Here is a 14,084-nt window from a genome sequence, read left to right as displayed (position 1 = left end):
GACCTTAAGGCGGATGTGGCCTTTTGTCAGTCTTTCACGAAGGCGGCCATGTGAAAAGCCGCCTGTGCGGGATCGCGCCTGTGTGCCGACGATACCGGACACGCGCGGCGCACGAGGCACCCGCCCAGGCGGCAGTCCTGCCCCGCATCGGTGGCGAGATACGTCTGGCAGGCCGGGACATCATAGGCGCCTTCAGTCCCCAGCGCGCCGATCGGACAGACCGAGGTGCAGGGACGGTCGGCACAGGTGAGACAAGGCGATTCGACCCGGGGCGAAAGTCCGAGTCTCAGAGGCAGGGCGAGGGCGCCGCGAAAGCTCAGCATCAGGCCCGCGGTGTCATGCACCAGCAGGCCGGTCGGCGAGGTCCAGCAGCGTCCGGTCGCCCGCGCCCATCGCAGAAAGGGCGGGTATGGCGGGCCGTCGCTGGGCAAGATGGCCTGTCCGCCGAATTGCTCGGCCAGTGAGCCGACCACCCGTCTGGACCAGCGGTCCAGCGGGTCGGGCTGGCCATCGCCATGTTCGGCACTGGCCGCGAACACCTGCCAGAATGCCGGTTCATCCGGACCCAGCATCACCAGGGTCTGGCAGTCCGCTGGAACGTGAGGATCCGCAACCGGGTGAATTGCGCCGCGTATTGTCAGGGCATGGGCCTGCGCCTCGACCTCGATCGCGGCCAGGGTCACTTGGCGTCGCGCGGCGGAAGATCCGTTGACCGGATGAGCGATCCGGCGCCATGCTCGGTGAAAATTTCCAGAAGGCAGGCGTTGGGAACCCGCCCGTCCAGAATCACCACACCGCGCACGCCATCCTCGATCGCCTTGAGCGCGGTTTCCGTCTTGGGAATCATGCCGCCCGCGATGGTGCCATCGCTGATCATGGCGCGCACCTCGTCGGGCGTCATTGCCGTCATGATTTCGCCCGCGGCGTTCTTGACGCCCGAGACATCGGTGAGCAACAGCAGCCGGTCGGCCTTGAGCGCGCCGGCGATGGCACCTGCGGCGGTGTCGCCGTTGACGTTGAAGGTTTCGACCGGGTCCATCCCGGTGGCGACAGGGGCCACAACCGGGATGATCCCGGCCGACATGAGGTCGCGCAGCACCTGAACGTTCATTTCGACCGGACGGCCGACCCAGCCAAGTTCCGGATCCTCCATCTCGCAGACCATCAGGTCGTCATCCTTGCCGGAGAGGCCGACGGCGCGGCCGCCTTCGTCCATGATCGCCTGCACGATGCGTTTGTTCACCAGACCGGTCAGCACCATTTCGACCACTTCGACGGTGGCCTGATCGGTGACCCGCTTGCCGCGCACGAATTCGGATTTGATCCCGAGCTTTTTCAACAGGTCGTTGATCATGGGGCCGCCGCCGTGCACCACCACCGGATTGACACCCACCTGCCGCATCAGCACGATGTCGCGTGCAAACTCGGCCATGGCATCGGCGTCACCCATGGCGTTGCCGCCAAACTTGACCACAACGATGGCACCTGAATAGCGCTGCATGTAGGGCAGCGCTTCCGAAAGGGTCCGTGCGGTGGCGATCCAGTCCTGATCCATGGCGCGTTTCTTCATCCTTGTGGGTCCTTTGTCCGACTCTTCGGGTTTATCCGATGTGTCGCGCAAACGTGCAAGGGCGGTGTCAGTCGGCGCGCCCACCGGTCCGCCGGATCACGTGAGGGTGGAAATGATGGCGCGCAGCAACGGGATGCCGTCACCTTTTTCCGAGCTGGTCATCACGATCTCGGGGTAGGCGGCCGGATGGGTGGCCAGCTTGGCACGGACCTGATCCAGGATCCTGACCTGCTCCGCTTCCTTGACCTTGTCCGCCTTGGTCATCACCACCTGAAAGGTCACCGCACTTTTGTCCAGCAGGGACATGATTTCTTCGTCCACCGGCTTGATGCCGTGGCGGGTGTCGACCAGTACAAAGGCCCGGCGCAGGGTGGCGCGGCCTGACAGATACTGCTTCAGAAGGCGTTGCCATTTTTCGACCACCGCGACCGGGGCATTGGCATAGCCATAGCCGGGAAGGTCCACCAGATAATGGCTGTCCGCCAGGGTGAAAAAGTTGATCTCTTGCGTGCGCCCCGGCGTGTTCGAAGCCCGGGCCAGACCTTTTCGCCCGGTGAGCGCGTTGATCAGGCTGGATTTGCCGACGTTCGAGCGGCCGGCAAAACACACTTCGAGCCGGTCATCGGGCGGCATGCCGTCCATCGCGACCACACCCTTGAGGAATTCGGTCTCACCGGCAAACAGCTTGCGGGCGGACTCGATGATCTGTTCGTCAGGCTGTTCAGCCAGAGGGAAGGGGAGTTGCATCAGAGCAGCCTCACTGTATCGCCAAGTGCGATCTCACCGGTGCGGACCACTTCGGCGCGCACGGAAAAGTCCTGGTGGCCCCAGCTTTGAAGCACATTCAGGGTGTCGGCATCGCGCTGGCCGGTGTCAGGATTTGTGGTGGTTGCGGCACAGCGGTCTGTCCGCTCGCGGATCTTGAAAATGGTGCTGCCGATCTGGACCTCGTGGCCGAGCCAGTCGAATTCCGCCCAGGGCGCAAGGCCGTCCATCCAGATGTTGCCGCGCCAGCGCTGGATGGACAAGGTCTGTCCCAGTTTCTGTTCCACGGCGCGGTGCGAGGACATGTTGCACAGGGTCACGCTCGCGAAATCGCTGTCGGTCATGCCGCGTTGCCGGGCGCGGACGATCCGCGCCGACTGGGCGCGGTCTTCGGGCATCAGCGGGCGCACCCAATCCAGAAATGCCAGCTGATCGCGATCCGGTGAAAAGGTCAGGTCCGGGCGCGCCGGGTGACGCAGTGTGATGGTTTCCGTGGCCTCGTCCAGAGTCGCGGTCACCGCCATCAGCTGCGGCGCCTTGGACACCCGGCTGAAATGCGCGCAGGGCAGCCATTGGCTGCCATCCGCATCGGAATTTTCATGGGCAATCGCCCAGACCCTGTCCCAGGGCAGGGTCTGACCGGCAGACAGCGTCACCCGCTCCAGGGCCTCGCGGCCGTGGCTCTTGATCGGGTGTCGCCATATGCCGGTCACGCGACCGCTCATTTCTTTTCAGTCTTCGGCGTGCGCTTGAACCCGCGGATGATGTTTCCGAACACATCCGGTTTGTACCCCTGAGACCGCATGATCAGATACTGCTGGGTGAAGGTGATCGTGTTGTTGGCAATCCAGTACAGCACCAGACCGCTGGCAAACGAGCCCAGCATGAACATGAACACCCAGGGCATCCAGGCAAAGATCATCGCCTGGGTCGCATCGGTGGGCGCCGGATTGAGCTTTTGTTGCAGCCACATCGAGATGCCGAGGATGATCGGCAGCACGCCAAGGCTGATGATCGCGAGGAACGATCCGGGGTCTGGCGGCGCAAACGGCAGCAGCCCGAACAGGTTCAGGATCGAACTGGGATCGGGTGCGCTGAGGTCACGGATCCAGCCCACCCAGGGGGCGTGGCGCAGTTCCAGCGTGACGAAGATCACCTTGTAGAGCGAAAAGAAGATCGGAATCTGCAGCAGGATCGGCAGACAGCCCGAGGCCGGGTTGACCTTGTTCTTCTTGTAAAGCTCCATCATGCCCTGCTGAAGCTTCTGCCGGTCATCTCCGGATTTTTCCTTCAGCTTCTCCATCTCGGGCTGGAGTTCCTTCATCTTGGCCATGGAGACGTAAGATTTGTAGGCCAGAGGGAACAGCAGTGCCTTGATCAGCAGGGTAAGACAGATGATCGACCACCCCATGTTTCCGATCAACTGGTTGAGATGGTGCAGCACCCAGAAGATCGGCTTGGTGAGGAAAAAGAACCATCCCCAGTCGATGCTGTCGATGAAACGATCGACACCCTGGTCCTGGTATTCCCGAATGGTTGCCCATTCCTTCGCACCGGCGAAAAGCTGGGTGGTGACCTCTTTTGTCTCGCCGGGCGCCAGCGCCATCGTGGGCAGCACGGTTTCGGTCTGATAAATGTCGCGGGCGTCATCGTATTTCGCGACCGCCTTGAACGAAGACCCGGCTTGCGGGATCAGCGCCGACATCCAGAAATGATCGGTGAAACCGATCCAGCCGTTTTCCTGAACCTGCGTGACTTCCGCACGCGCGCCCTCGGACGGGATCACGTCAAGGTCGGGCATGTCCGAATAATCGGTCTCGGTCAGCGTGCCGTCCGCCATGGCGACGACACCCTCATGCAGGATGAAGAACTTCTTGCGGTCCGCAGGTTCGCCGCGCCGGGCGATGATGCCGTAGGGCGCCAGCGAGGTCTGAGCGGTGCCGGTGTTCTCGACCGACTGGGTGACCTGAAACATGAAGTTTTCATCGACGGCGATGGTGCGGCGGAAAACCAACCCGCTGGGACCGGACCAGCGCAGGGTCACCGGCGTTTCGGCGGTCAGGGTATCGCCACTTTCAACGGTCCAGGGGGTGTTTGCTCCTGGCACGTCTTGCGGGCCGAGGCCGGAACCGGGCGCCCAGCCGTAGAGCGCGTAGTAGGGCTGCTCCGAGCTGACCGGACCAAGCATCTGCACGATGGGAGACTCGGGTTCGATCGTGACCCGGTAGTCCTTGAGTTTCAGATCATCGATTCTGCCGCCGATGAGCGAGATCGAGCCCGACAGCCGCGCTGTCTCGACCGGAACGCGGGGCGCCTCGGCGGCGACCGCGTCGGCCGCCGGAGCGCCCGGTACGGTTCCGGGAGCGGCCGATGGTTCGGTCGCGAGCGCGGGGTTCAGTGTCTCGCTGGCAGCGGGTGTTTCGAGGTCCACGACTTCCGGCTCGGGCGGCGGGAAGAGGACAAACCAAGTCAGGATCACGACGAAACTGAGTACTGTTGCCAGGATGAGGTTCTTGTTCTGATCGTCCATGAGGGACTGCACCTGTCCTTTGTAAGTCAGGCTTGGGTTCAACAGACTAGGGCACCAAAGGTCAAGCGGTTTCGCCGGGTTTTGACGCCCTCAGCCTCCAATCATCGCAGGGTTTTGTACCACGGCGCTGGTGCCGCCGCCGCGGAACGCGGATCAGCGGTGGGTGCGGCGCGCACCGCTCAGCTGCTGTGCCGGTCCAGCGGAGGCGTGTCGGCAATGCGGCTGTTGTGCGCCCGGATCCACGTGACGAGCTGCTCGGCCGGCATCGGACGTGCAATCCCGAACCCCTGGACATGGTCACAGCCAAGCTGTGCCAGGAGGGCATGTTCGCCGACGCTTTCGACGCCTTCGGCCAGGGTTTCCAGACCGAGCCGGTCGGACATGCCAAGGATCGCGGCGATCATCCGGCGCTGGTCTTCGTCGCGGTCGACACGGGTGACAAAGCTGCGGTCGATTTTCAGTCGGCTGATGGCAAACCGGCGCAAGGACGTGATGGACGCATGCCCGACGCCAAAATCATCGAGGTCGATCTGGCAGCCGAGTTTGGCCAGCGCCGCGATGTTGCGCACGATGATCCCATCCGTGGTTTCCGCGATGACGGTTTCCAGCACTTCGACGCCAAGACGTTGCGGGGTCAGGTCGTGGCGGTCGATCTCCCACTTCAGGGCTTCGACGAGCCTGGGATTGCGAAGCTCGGACATCGAAAAGTTGACACTCACCCGGGGAACGTCGAGTCCGGCGCGGTCCCACCCACGCAGGGCAGTCAGAGCGTGTGCCAAAACCACCTCGCTCAGTCGCTGCATGCGGCCATCTTCTTCCAGGGTTTCTAGGAATTGCTTTGGCGCGATGACCCCGCGTTCCGGATGAATCCACCGGACCAGGGCCTCTGCTCCGCTGACCCGGCCCGTCGAGGTGCAGAGCTGCGGCTGGTACCAGGGCTGGATCTGCCCGTTCTCCAGCGCCCGGGCCGCTTCGCCGCGCAGGGACTGGCGGGCACTGCGCGCCGCCTTGATGCTGTCGGTCCAGGCACGGATCGCCGAAGGCCCGTTGGCCAGGGCCTCGGTCAGGGCGGCGCTGGCGGCGGCGAACATATCCTGACCCGTGGCAGAATCGGCCAGCCTGACGCTGCTGCAAAAGCCCAGGGCGGCGGACAGGCACTGTGTCGTCCCGTCGATCGAGGCGGGTTCCTCCAGAGCGGATTGCAGCCGGTTGGAAATCTGCAACAACGCTTCGAGATCCAGGCGCAGCGCCGGGCCGAGAAGCACCATGAACCGGGCATCCCCGATGCGCACGGCGATGTCGTCCTTGCGCAGCAGTGTGCGCAGCCGGCCAAGAACCAGATCACGGGCCGTTTGGACGGTGGCGTCGCCAAAGCGATTCTCGAGTGCCTCGAAGCCCTCTATGTCCACCAGGATACAGGCCGTGGCCATCGAAGACTGGCCCGCCTGTTCCAGCGCCTGATCGGCCATCGCGACAGCCCCGTGAGCATCCGTCAGATCGGTTTTCCGTCCCGGAGACGCGCCGACCGCAGTGTCGAAGTTGAAGCCGCCGGCAAGCGAGAACAGAACCGGCACGCCCAGTGCAACCAACAGCAACACGGATTCGCCACCGAGCCAGAAACCGGCAAGTGCCAGAGCGGGCAGAAAGGCCAGCACATGCGGCCCCATCAGGGAGTGACGCAGCCGCAGCCGGAATTGCATCATGCGGGACGGGGATGTCTGTGGCACTGGGATTGCCTCTTGGTTGCTCGGGGGCAACCTAGGCGTGCGGCCCTGTCGGCCGGGTTAATGTCGGCGGGGTATTTCCCGAGAATTTTCGGCAAAACTTCCGGTCGAGCGTGCCGCCGGACCCGGTGCCGCTAGAGCTCCGGCGACCCGGAAGAGCTTTGCCCCAGCGCAAGTCCGGCGAAATCGAACAACTTCGGATCCAGCAGGTGCGATGGCCGGGCATTCATCAGCGCCCGGAACATCACCTGACGGCGACCGGGGCTGTTGCGTTCCCAGCCGTCCAGGATCTGCTTGACCTGCTGGCGCTGCAATCCGTCCTGCGAGCCGCAGAGATCGCACGGGATGATGGGATAGTTCATCGCCTGCGCGAATTTTTCGCAGTCCGCCTCGGCCACATGTGCGAGGGGGCGGTAGAGAAACAGATCGCCCTCTTCGTTGACCAGTTTCGGCGGCATGGTTGCAAGTCGGCCGCCGTGGAACAGGTTCATGAAGAAGGTTTCGAGAATATCGTCCCGGTGGTGTCCGAGAACCACCGCCGAACAGCCCTCTTCGCGGGCAATCCGGTAGAGATTTCCGCGCCGCAGACGAGAGCACAGGGCGCAGAACGTGCGCCCGGCGGGCACCTTGTCCATGACGATGGAATAGGTGTCCTGATATTCGATCCGGTGCGGCACATCCATGCGGGCCAGAAACTCGGGCAGGACCGTCGCGGGAAAGCCGGGCTGGCCCTGATCGAGGTTGCAAGCCAGAAGTTCCACCGGAAGCAGTCCGCGCCACTTCAATTCATACAGGATGGCAAGCAGTGTGTAGCTGTCCTTGCCGCCAGACAGACAGACCAGCCATTTTGCAGGCGCGGTGCCGTCCTTGACAGGCGCGACCATGCCGTATTGCTCGACCGCCTCGCGCACGTTCTGCACCAGGCGCTTGCGCAGCTTCTTGAACTCGGTGCTCTTGGGAGCCCCGTAAAAAAGCGGATGGATGTCGTCGGGCTGATCTAGCATGCGGCGGGCTTAAAGCAGTTGCAGGAACCCGGCAAGAGGCCTGCGCGGGCGCGCGACCTGATCGGACCATTTGGTTCGTGATCCCCTTGGGGCAAGGGGCAGGCATCCGTGTCCGCCACGCGCGCGATCCAGGGCAGAGGCGCCACGATGGCAGGGGGCTTTCCATGCCCTTTTCGCGTCACGGGTCATGCAGGGTCTCCGGGCCGGTGGCCGCGCCTAGTCTGCATCTTTCGGAGCCGTGCCCGGTACCGGGTCGTAGCCCTGACCCCCCCAGGGATGGCAGCGGCAGATCCGGCGGGCGGCATACCAGCCGCCCCTGAGCGCGCCGTGACGCGCGAGCGCCTCAAGCGCATAGACCGAACAGGTCGGTTGAAACCGGCATCCGTGACCGACCCAGGGCGACAGCAGAAGGCGGTAAGCGCGCACCGGCAGGGCCAGCAGATGCGCCAGAGGAGTCATTTGTGAAGTTTGCGCAGCGCGTCGCGCAAATCCTGCTGCAACGCCGGGAAGGGGCGGCGGGCGGTTGCCTCGAAACGCCCGATCAGGACATAGTCCCAGCCCGGGCGCGCCAGATCCGGCAACACCAGCCGCGCCGCTTCGCGCAAACGACGTTTGGCGCGGTTGCGCGCCACCGAGTTGCCGACTTTCTTGGAGCAGGTGAAACCGACGCGCACCCGCGCGGAATCATCGGCGCGGTTGCGCGCCTGCACCATCATGCTGGCCGTGCCCTGACGTCCCGCGCGCGCCGCGTTCAGGAAATCGGCGCGCTTGCGCAGCCGCTCGATCGGCGGTGCACTGGGGGCAGGGCAAAGCGAAACCGCCGGGGGCTCTGTCCCCGTGTCAGTCTCGGGGGCCTCCGGCGGTGTCATCATGCGAACGTCTCGTCTGGCGCTTACGCGCTCAGCGATTTCCGGCCGCGGGCGCGGCGCGCGTTCAGAATCTTGCGGCCCGCTTTGGTGGCCATACGTGCGCGGAACCCGTGGCGGTGCTTGCGCACGAGGTTCGAGGGTTGAAAGGTGCGTTTCGACATCGCTCCGTCTCCGTCTTTAGGCTGGCCCGGGCGATCGGAATCACGGGACCTGATACATTCGAAGCCCGGGCTATAGGCAAGCCTTGGTGATATGTCAAACGCCGAAGCGGCAGATATTGCAACAATCTGTGCCTGGCTGCGGTGGCAATGTTACAGTTCCGGTGCTGGAGCGTGATTTGGCCCCGGTCCCGGTCACCCCGCATCAAGCGCCCGTGAGGCGGCTGTTGTTCTGCGCGCGCTCTGCGCATGTTCTAGGACAGACATCCCCCTGATCGAAGACCAAGAGGCCATATGAGATGACGGACATGACCCAGAACCAACCCAAGACCGGTTACGCACGGTATTTACCGCTGGTCGCAATCGCGGCGGTGGCCGCCGTGGGGTTTTTCACGCTGCGCGATTACCTGAGTTTCGACACTCTGCGGGACAACCGCGAGGCGCTGGTGGCGTTCCGGGATCAGCACTACCTGGCAACGGTTGCGGTGTTCATGTTTGCCTATGTGGCGATTGTCGCCTTTTCGCTGCCCGGGGCGACGCTGGCGACACTGACCGGCGGTTTCCTGTTCGCGACCTTTCCGGGGGCGCTGTTCAACGTGACCGCGGCCACGCTGGGGGCCATCGCCCTGTTTCTGGCGGCGCGCTGGGGGCTGGGTGAACGGCTGGCGGCCCGGATGGAAACCGGTGAGGGTGTGGTAAAGCGCATCAAGGACGGGATTGACGAGAATCAGTGGTCGATGCTGTTCCTGATCCGGCTGGTGCCGGCCGTGCCGTTCTTTGTGGCCAACCTCGTGCCGGCGCTGGTCGGCGTACCGCTGTCGCGCTTTGCCGTGTCGACCTTTCTGGGAATCATTCCGGGCGGTGTGGTTTACACATCGGTGGGGGCGGGGCTGGGAGACGTGTTCGAACGCGGCGAGACGCCGGACCTGGGCATCATCTTCGAGCCGCAGATCCTGTTGCCGATTCTCGGGCTCTGTGCCCTGGCGGCGTTGCCGATTGTGATCAAGGCCGTGCGCGGCAAGAAAGGGCTCTGACCCATGGAACACATCAAGACGGACATATTGGTCATCGGCGCCGGCTCGGGCGGTCTTTCGGTAGCGGCGGGCGCGGTGCAGATGGGCGCGTCGGTGGTCCTGCTTGAGGAACACAAGATGGGGGGCGACTGTCTCAACTACGGGTGTGTGCCCAGCAAGGCGCTGATCGCCAGTGGCAAGGTCGCGCATGGGATGACCCAGGCCCGCGCCTATGGCATCGCGGATGTCACACCGCAGGTGGACTACGCCGCCGCCAAGGACCACGTGCAGGGGGTGATCGACCAGATCGCGCCGGTCGATTCGCAGGAGCGGTTCGAAGCACTGGGGGTGCGGGTGATCCGCGCCCGCGGGCGCTTTGTCTCGGAAACCGAGGTCGAGGCCGGAGAATACTTGATCACCGCGCGCCGGGTGGTGATCGCCACCGGATCGTCACCGCTGATTCCGCCGATTCCGGGGCTGGACAGGGTGCCGCATCTCACCAATGAAACGCTGTGGAGCCTGCGCGAACGACCCGGACATCTGCTGATCATCGGCGGTGGCCCGATCGGGATGGAAATGGCACAGGCGCACCGTCGCCTGGGCAGCAAGGTCACGGTGATCGAAGGGCTCCGGGCGCTGGGCAAGGATGACCCGGAACTGGCAGGGATCGTGCTGGACCGCCTGCGCGGCGAAGGCATCGAGATTGCCGAACATGCGCTGGCCAGGGAGGTGCGAGGCACCGAGGGCGCCATCGAGGTGGAAGTCGAGGGCGGCGCGGTGTTTCGCGGCACGCATCTGCTGGTTGCGGTGGGCCGCCGCGCCAACACCGGATCGCTGGATCTGGAAAAGGCGGGTATCAAGACCGGCCGTGGAGGGATCGAGGTCGATGCCAGCCTCAAGACCACGAACCGGAACGTCTATGCCATCGGCGACGTCGCCGGCGGGCTGCAGTTCACCCATGTCGCGGGCTATCACGCGGGCATCGTCATCCGGTCGGCGCTGTTTGGTCTGCCCGCCAGGGCCAGCACGGGACACATCCCCTGGGCGACCTTTACCGACCCCGAGCTTGCACAGGTCGGACTGACCGAAGAGCAGGCCAAAAAGCAGCACGGTCTGGCCGTCGAAGTCGTCCGCTTTCATTACAACCACAACGACCGCGCCATCGCCGAGCGCCGGACCACCGGGCTGATCAAGGTGATGGTGCTGCGCGGCCGTCCGGTCGGAGTGTCGATTGTCGGGCATCAGGCCGGAGAACTCATCAACCTCTGGGCGCTTGTCCTCGCCAACAAGCTGAAAATGAAGCACGTTGCCAACATGGTTTCGCCGTATCCTACGATAGGGGAGGTTAACAAACGGGCGGCGGGAGCCTATTTTTCGCCGAGGTTGTTCGAAAGTATTGCGGTCAAGCGCATCGTGGGATTTGTGCAGCGCTGGCTGCCATGAAGGAACTGAAGTAACCGCTCATGCTCAATACGCTTTCCGGACGTTTCCTTATCCTGACGGCGGTCTTCGTGATGCTGGCCGAGGTGCTGATCTTTGTGCCCTCGGTCGCCCGCTTTCGCGAGGATTACCTGCTGGCGCGGCTGGAACGGTCACAGATCGCCTCGCTGGCGCTGCTGGCGGATGACATGATCGACCGCGACCTGGAAGAAGAGCTGCTGCTGAATGCCGGCGTGTTCAACATCGTGCTGCGGCGCAACGAGGCCCGCCAGCTGGTGCTGTCCTCGCCGATGCCGGGTGAGGTGAGCGAGACCTACGATCTCCGCGATGTCAGTGCGCTGGCCCTGATCCGGGACGCCATCCTGGTGCTGGCCCGTCCCGAACCCGAGATGATCCGGGTGATCGGCAATCCGCTGCGCGACGCGGGATTGCTGATCGAGATCACGATGGAAACCGGGGCTCTGCGTATGGCGATGATCGACTATGGTCTGCGCATTCTGGCCCTGTCGGCGGTGATTTCCGTGATCACCGCGGTGATGCTGTTCCTTGCCGTGCGTCGCCTGCTGGTCAAACCCATCAAGAGTGTCGTCGGCCACATGCAGAACTACGCCAAGGCCCCCGAAGACGCGCGCCGGATCATCGCCCCCACCGCCGGCATCCGCGAGCTGCGCGAGGCAGAGCAGGCGCTGCAGTCGCTGGAAACCCAGTTGACACAGGCGCTGCGGCAGAAGGAACGGCTGGCCCAGCTGGGCGGCGCCGTCGCGCGGGTAAGCCATGACCTGCGCAACATCCTGACGTCGGCGCAGCTGTTCACCGACCGGATCGAGATGTCAGAGGATCCCACGGTCAAGCGCATGGCCCCCAAGCTGGTGAATTCGATCACCCGGGCGGTATCGCTGTGCGAGACGACGCTGGCCTTCGGGCGCGCCGAGGAACCGGCCCCGGTGATGACGCTGTTCTCGCTCGCCCCGGTGGTCAGCGAGGTGATGGAATCCGAGCGGCTGGCGATAGGCGACGACGAAGTCAGCCTGTCCGAAGACATTCCCGCCAATCTGATGATCCGTGGCGATCCCGAACAAATCTTCCGCGCGATCTCGAACCTGGTGCGCAATGCCCGGCAGGCCATCACCGGAACCGGAAAGCCGGGGGAAATCTGTGTCTCGGCGCGGATCACCGACAGCGCCTGGGTGATCGAGGTGTCGGACACCGGTCCCGGCCTGCCGGCCAAGGCGCAGGAGCATCTTTTCCAGCCCTTCCAGGGCGGCGTGCGCAAGGGAGGTTCGGGGCTTGGGCTTGCCATCGTTCAGGAGCTGGTGCGCGGTCACGGCGGGACACTGACCCTGCGCGAGACCGACGGAACAGGGTCGTGCTTTGTGATCCGCCTGCCGATGGGGGATGTTGGGTAAGGTTGATATTTCCTGCCGATTGCCTCTTGCAATGGTTTTTCACAGCGTCTAAACGCTGCCTCAACGGACCGATAGCTCAGCTGGATAGAGTACTTGACTACGAATCAAGGGGTCGGGGGTTCGAATCCTCCTCGGTCCGCCACCTTGATTGCAAGCGCTTGAAAAAGCCTTACATTTTCCCCGGTTTGCACATTTGCCCGGGATGGTTTGCAACGTTCCCTTCCCGTTCTGTTCCCATAACGGCGCGTCTGTGGTCCGCTTTGCGCGTGTAGAGTTCGACCTCTTGCAGCGTGTGATGACCCGTCCATGCGCCGATTTGGTGCGGCGTCGCGCCAAATTCGGCAAGCTGGATCGCGCGGGATTTCCGCAGGCCGTTTGCGCTTTTGGCGATGCCTGCCTCACGGGCCGATTCCCTGATTAACGTGCCAAGCGCCTTTCCGACCGGGTTTTGCCATGCGCGGTGGCCAGGAACGTCATGTGCCGGGGTGCATGGGTCAGGGCCTCGTGCATCAGGTCGCGATCCGGGCGCATATCCACCGCATAGGCGGGCAGGGAACATGACCATGGCGCATGCGCAATGTCACCGGTCTTTTGCTGGCGGTATGTCAGGACGCCGCTGGCGTCGACCATGCCGGGGCCAATCATCACGGCATCCGATATCCGTGCGCCGGTCCAGTAAAGAATCTCCATCGCACGACGCGGCACGCTGTCGAGCGGCCCGCGCGCCCGATAGGCTGCGATTTCATCCGCGAGCCACGGCGGGTGTCCATCTGTCTTTGCGTGCTTTGGCGGTTTGACGCCATGCGACGGGTCCGATGTTAGCAGATCCGACCAGGCCGCAAATTCACACAGGAACCGCCACGCCTTCATACGGTGATCCGGCGCGGTCGACGTCTTCACGTCTTTGGCAATGTGCCGATCCCGCAGGCCGGATGCAGGCAGTGCGCCATAGTCGGTGCGGATCGCGTCGAAGTGTCGGCGGAGGATCGCTCGGTAGCCTGCGGATGCGGCCAGGAATTTCTCCGATGCGGTGCAGGCCATAATAAGTGCGGACAGACTGCCACGTGGCGCTTTCGGTTTTTGCGCGGCTTTCTGAGCATTGGCATAGGCGCGCAGGAAATCGGGGTAATCCTGCGGCAGATCAGGCAGTGGCACGAGCGGCTGGCCGCGCTTTCGGAAGTAGGTGGACATCCTGCGCCGCGCGCGCTGTTCCCGATGCGGCGCACGCGAGGCGATCGGCATGCGGCTGATCTGGTCGTCGGGGGCCAATGCGCTGGACGGATCGCGAACGGACCGTGAATAGGATTCTGACACTTGTACCAGATTGTGCCAGATGCACCCTTTGCAAACTCAGCCTTATGACTTGATCCGGCGACGTGTCATGCTGCGATGCCGCGCGGAGAAGCTGACGTTCGCCGCAGCCGCATCATCCGAGCGAGGCCGACGGGCAACAGGCTGGACTTTGCTGCCGTTCGCTGCGACTGCACGGTTTCCTGCGACCTCGTCAACTCACCGGACCCAAAGGGCGTGACCTGAGACCTTAAAACTCCTCCACTTTTGAGTAGGATCCGTCCCAAGCATTGGAGATGGAATATGAAGAAGTCA

The 14,084-nt window shown here is 63.6% G+C and carries 14 protein-coding genes and 1 tRNA gene; 4 read left to right on the top strand and 11 right to left on the bottom strand.

Translation table 11 applies throughout. From position 1 onward, the window contains the following. Positions 1–26 precede the first annotated feature (26 nt). The 10 genes from FOY53_RS18825 to rpmH form a co-directional block, all read right to left on the bottom strand. Positions 27–683, bottom strand: coding sequence for a ferredoxin (locus FOY53_RS18825; RefSeq protein WP_146591749.1), 657 nt, complete (start codon positions 681–683; stop codon positions 27–29). After that, entirely contained in the window at positions 680–1,570 is an 891-nt protein-coding gene (gene argB, locus FOY53_RS18820; protein WP_146591747.1) for an acetylglutamate kinase, read from the bottom strand. Before argB ends, FOY53_RS18825 begins: the two co-directional genes overlap by 4 nt. A 96-nt stretch (positions 1,571–1,666) precedes the next feature. Further along, complete coding sequence (gene yihA / locus FOY53_RS18815) at positions 1,667–2,317, bottom strand: ribosome biogenesis GTP-binding protein YihA/YsxC (RefSeq protein WP_146591745.1); 651 nt, start codon at positions 2,315–2,317, stop codon at positions 1,667–1,669. After that, entirely contained in the window at positions 2,317–3,060 is a 744-nt protein-coding gene (locus tag FOY53_RS18810; RefSeq protein ID WP_146591743.1) for an MOSC domain-containing protein, read from the bottom strand. The genes yihA and FOY53_RS18810 overlap by 1 nt, the downstream gene beginning before the upstream one ends. Further along, positions 3,057–4,865, bottom strand: coding sequence for a membrane protein insertase YidC (yidC, locus tag FOY53_RS18805; protein WP_146591741.1), 1,809 nt, complete (start codon positions 4,863–4,865; stop codon positions 3,057–3,059). Before yidC ends, FOY53_RS18810 begins: the two co-directional genes overlap by 4 nt. 179 nt (positions 4,866–5,044) lie before the next feature. Next, a complete protein-coding gene (locus FOY53_RS18800) occupies positions 5,045–6,592 on the bottom strand; it encodes a putative bifunctional diguanylate cyclase/phosphodiesterase (RefSeq protein ID WP_342784271.1) in 1,548 nt (515 codons plus the stop codon). 131 nt (positions 6,593–6,723) lie between these two features. Then, on the bottom strand, positions 6,724–7,593 hold the full coding sequence (gene ttcA / locus FOY53_RS18795) for a tRNA 2-thiocytidine(32) synthetase TtcA (RefSeq protein WP_146591739.1): 870 nt from the start codon (positions 7,591–7,593) through the stop codon (positions 6,724–6,726). Positions 7,594–7,809: 216 nt separating this feature from the next. Next, complete coding sequence (gene yidD / locus FOY53_RS18790; protein WP_146591737.1) at positions 7,810–8,052, bottom strand: membrane protein insertion efficiency factor YidD; 243 nt, start codon at positions 8,050–8,052, stop codon at positions 7,810–7,812. Continuing rightward, a complete protein-coding gene (gene rnpA / locus FOY53_RS18785) occupies positions 8,049–8,462 on the bottom strand; it encodes a ribonuclease P protein component (RefSeq protein WP_146591839.1) in 414 nt (137 codons plus the stop codon). The genes yidD and rnpA overlap by 4 nt, the downstream gene beginning before the upstream one ends. 23 nt (positions 8,463–8,485) lie before the next feature. Then, a complete protein-coding gene (gene rpmH, locus FOY53_RS18780) occupies positions 8,486–8,623 on the bottom strand; it encodes a 50S ribosomal protein L34 (RefSeq protein WP_011453767.1) in 138 nt (45 codons plus the stop codon). A gap of 296 nt (positions 8,624–8,919) precedes the next feature. Here rpmH and FOY53_RS18775 point away from each other — a divergent pair, with 296 nt between their 5' ends. From FOY53_RS18775 to FOY53_RS18760, 4 genes are all read left to right on the top strand, one after another. Beyond that, positions 8,920–9,654, top strand: a complete 735-nt coding sequence (locus FOY53_RS18775) for a TVP38/TMEM64 family protein (protein ID WP_146591735.1) — start codon at positions 8,920–8,922, stop codon at positions 9,652–9,654. A 3-nt stretch (positions 9,655–9,657) separates the two neighbouring features. Further along, positions 9,658–11,076: a dihydrolipoyl dehydrogenase family protein gene (locus tag FOY53_RS18770; RefSeq protein WP_146591733.1), complete on the top strand. Its 1,419-nt coding sequence runs from the start codon at positions 9,658–9,660 to the stop codon at positions 11,074–11,076. A gap of 20 nt (positions 11,077–11,096) precedes the next feature. Beyond that, positions 11,097–12,479, top strand: a complete 1,383-nt coding sequence (locus FOY53_RS18765) for a sensor histidine kinase (RefSeq protein WP_146591731.1) — start codon at positions 11,097–11,099, stop codon at positions 12,477–12,479. Positions 12,480–12,544: 65 nt separating this feature from the next. Beyond that, positions 12,545–12,621, top strand: a tRNA-Arg gene (locus FOY53_RS18760). Positions 12,622–12,896: 275 nt separating this feature from the next. Here the strand turns inward: FOY53_RS18760 and FOY53_RS18755 are convergent. Further along, positions 12,897–13,721, bottom strand: coding sequence for a site-specific integrase (locus FOY53_RS18755; protein ID WP_146591729.1), 825 nt, complete (start codon positions 13,719–13,721; stop codon positions 12,897–12,899). Positions 13,722–14,084 lie beyond the last annotated feature (363 nt).

The organism is Puniceibacterium confluentis, assembly GCF_007923445.1.
GTDB lineage: Bacteria > Pseudomonadota > Alphaproteobacteria > Rhodobacterales > Rhodobacteraceae > Puniceibacterium > Puniceibacterium confluentis.
This window is presented reverse-complemented; position numbering and strand designations above follow the sequence as displayed.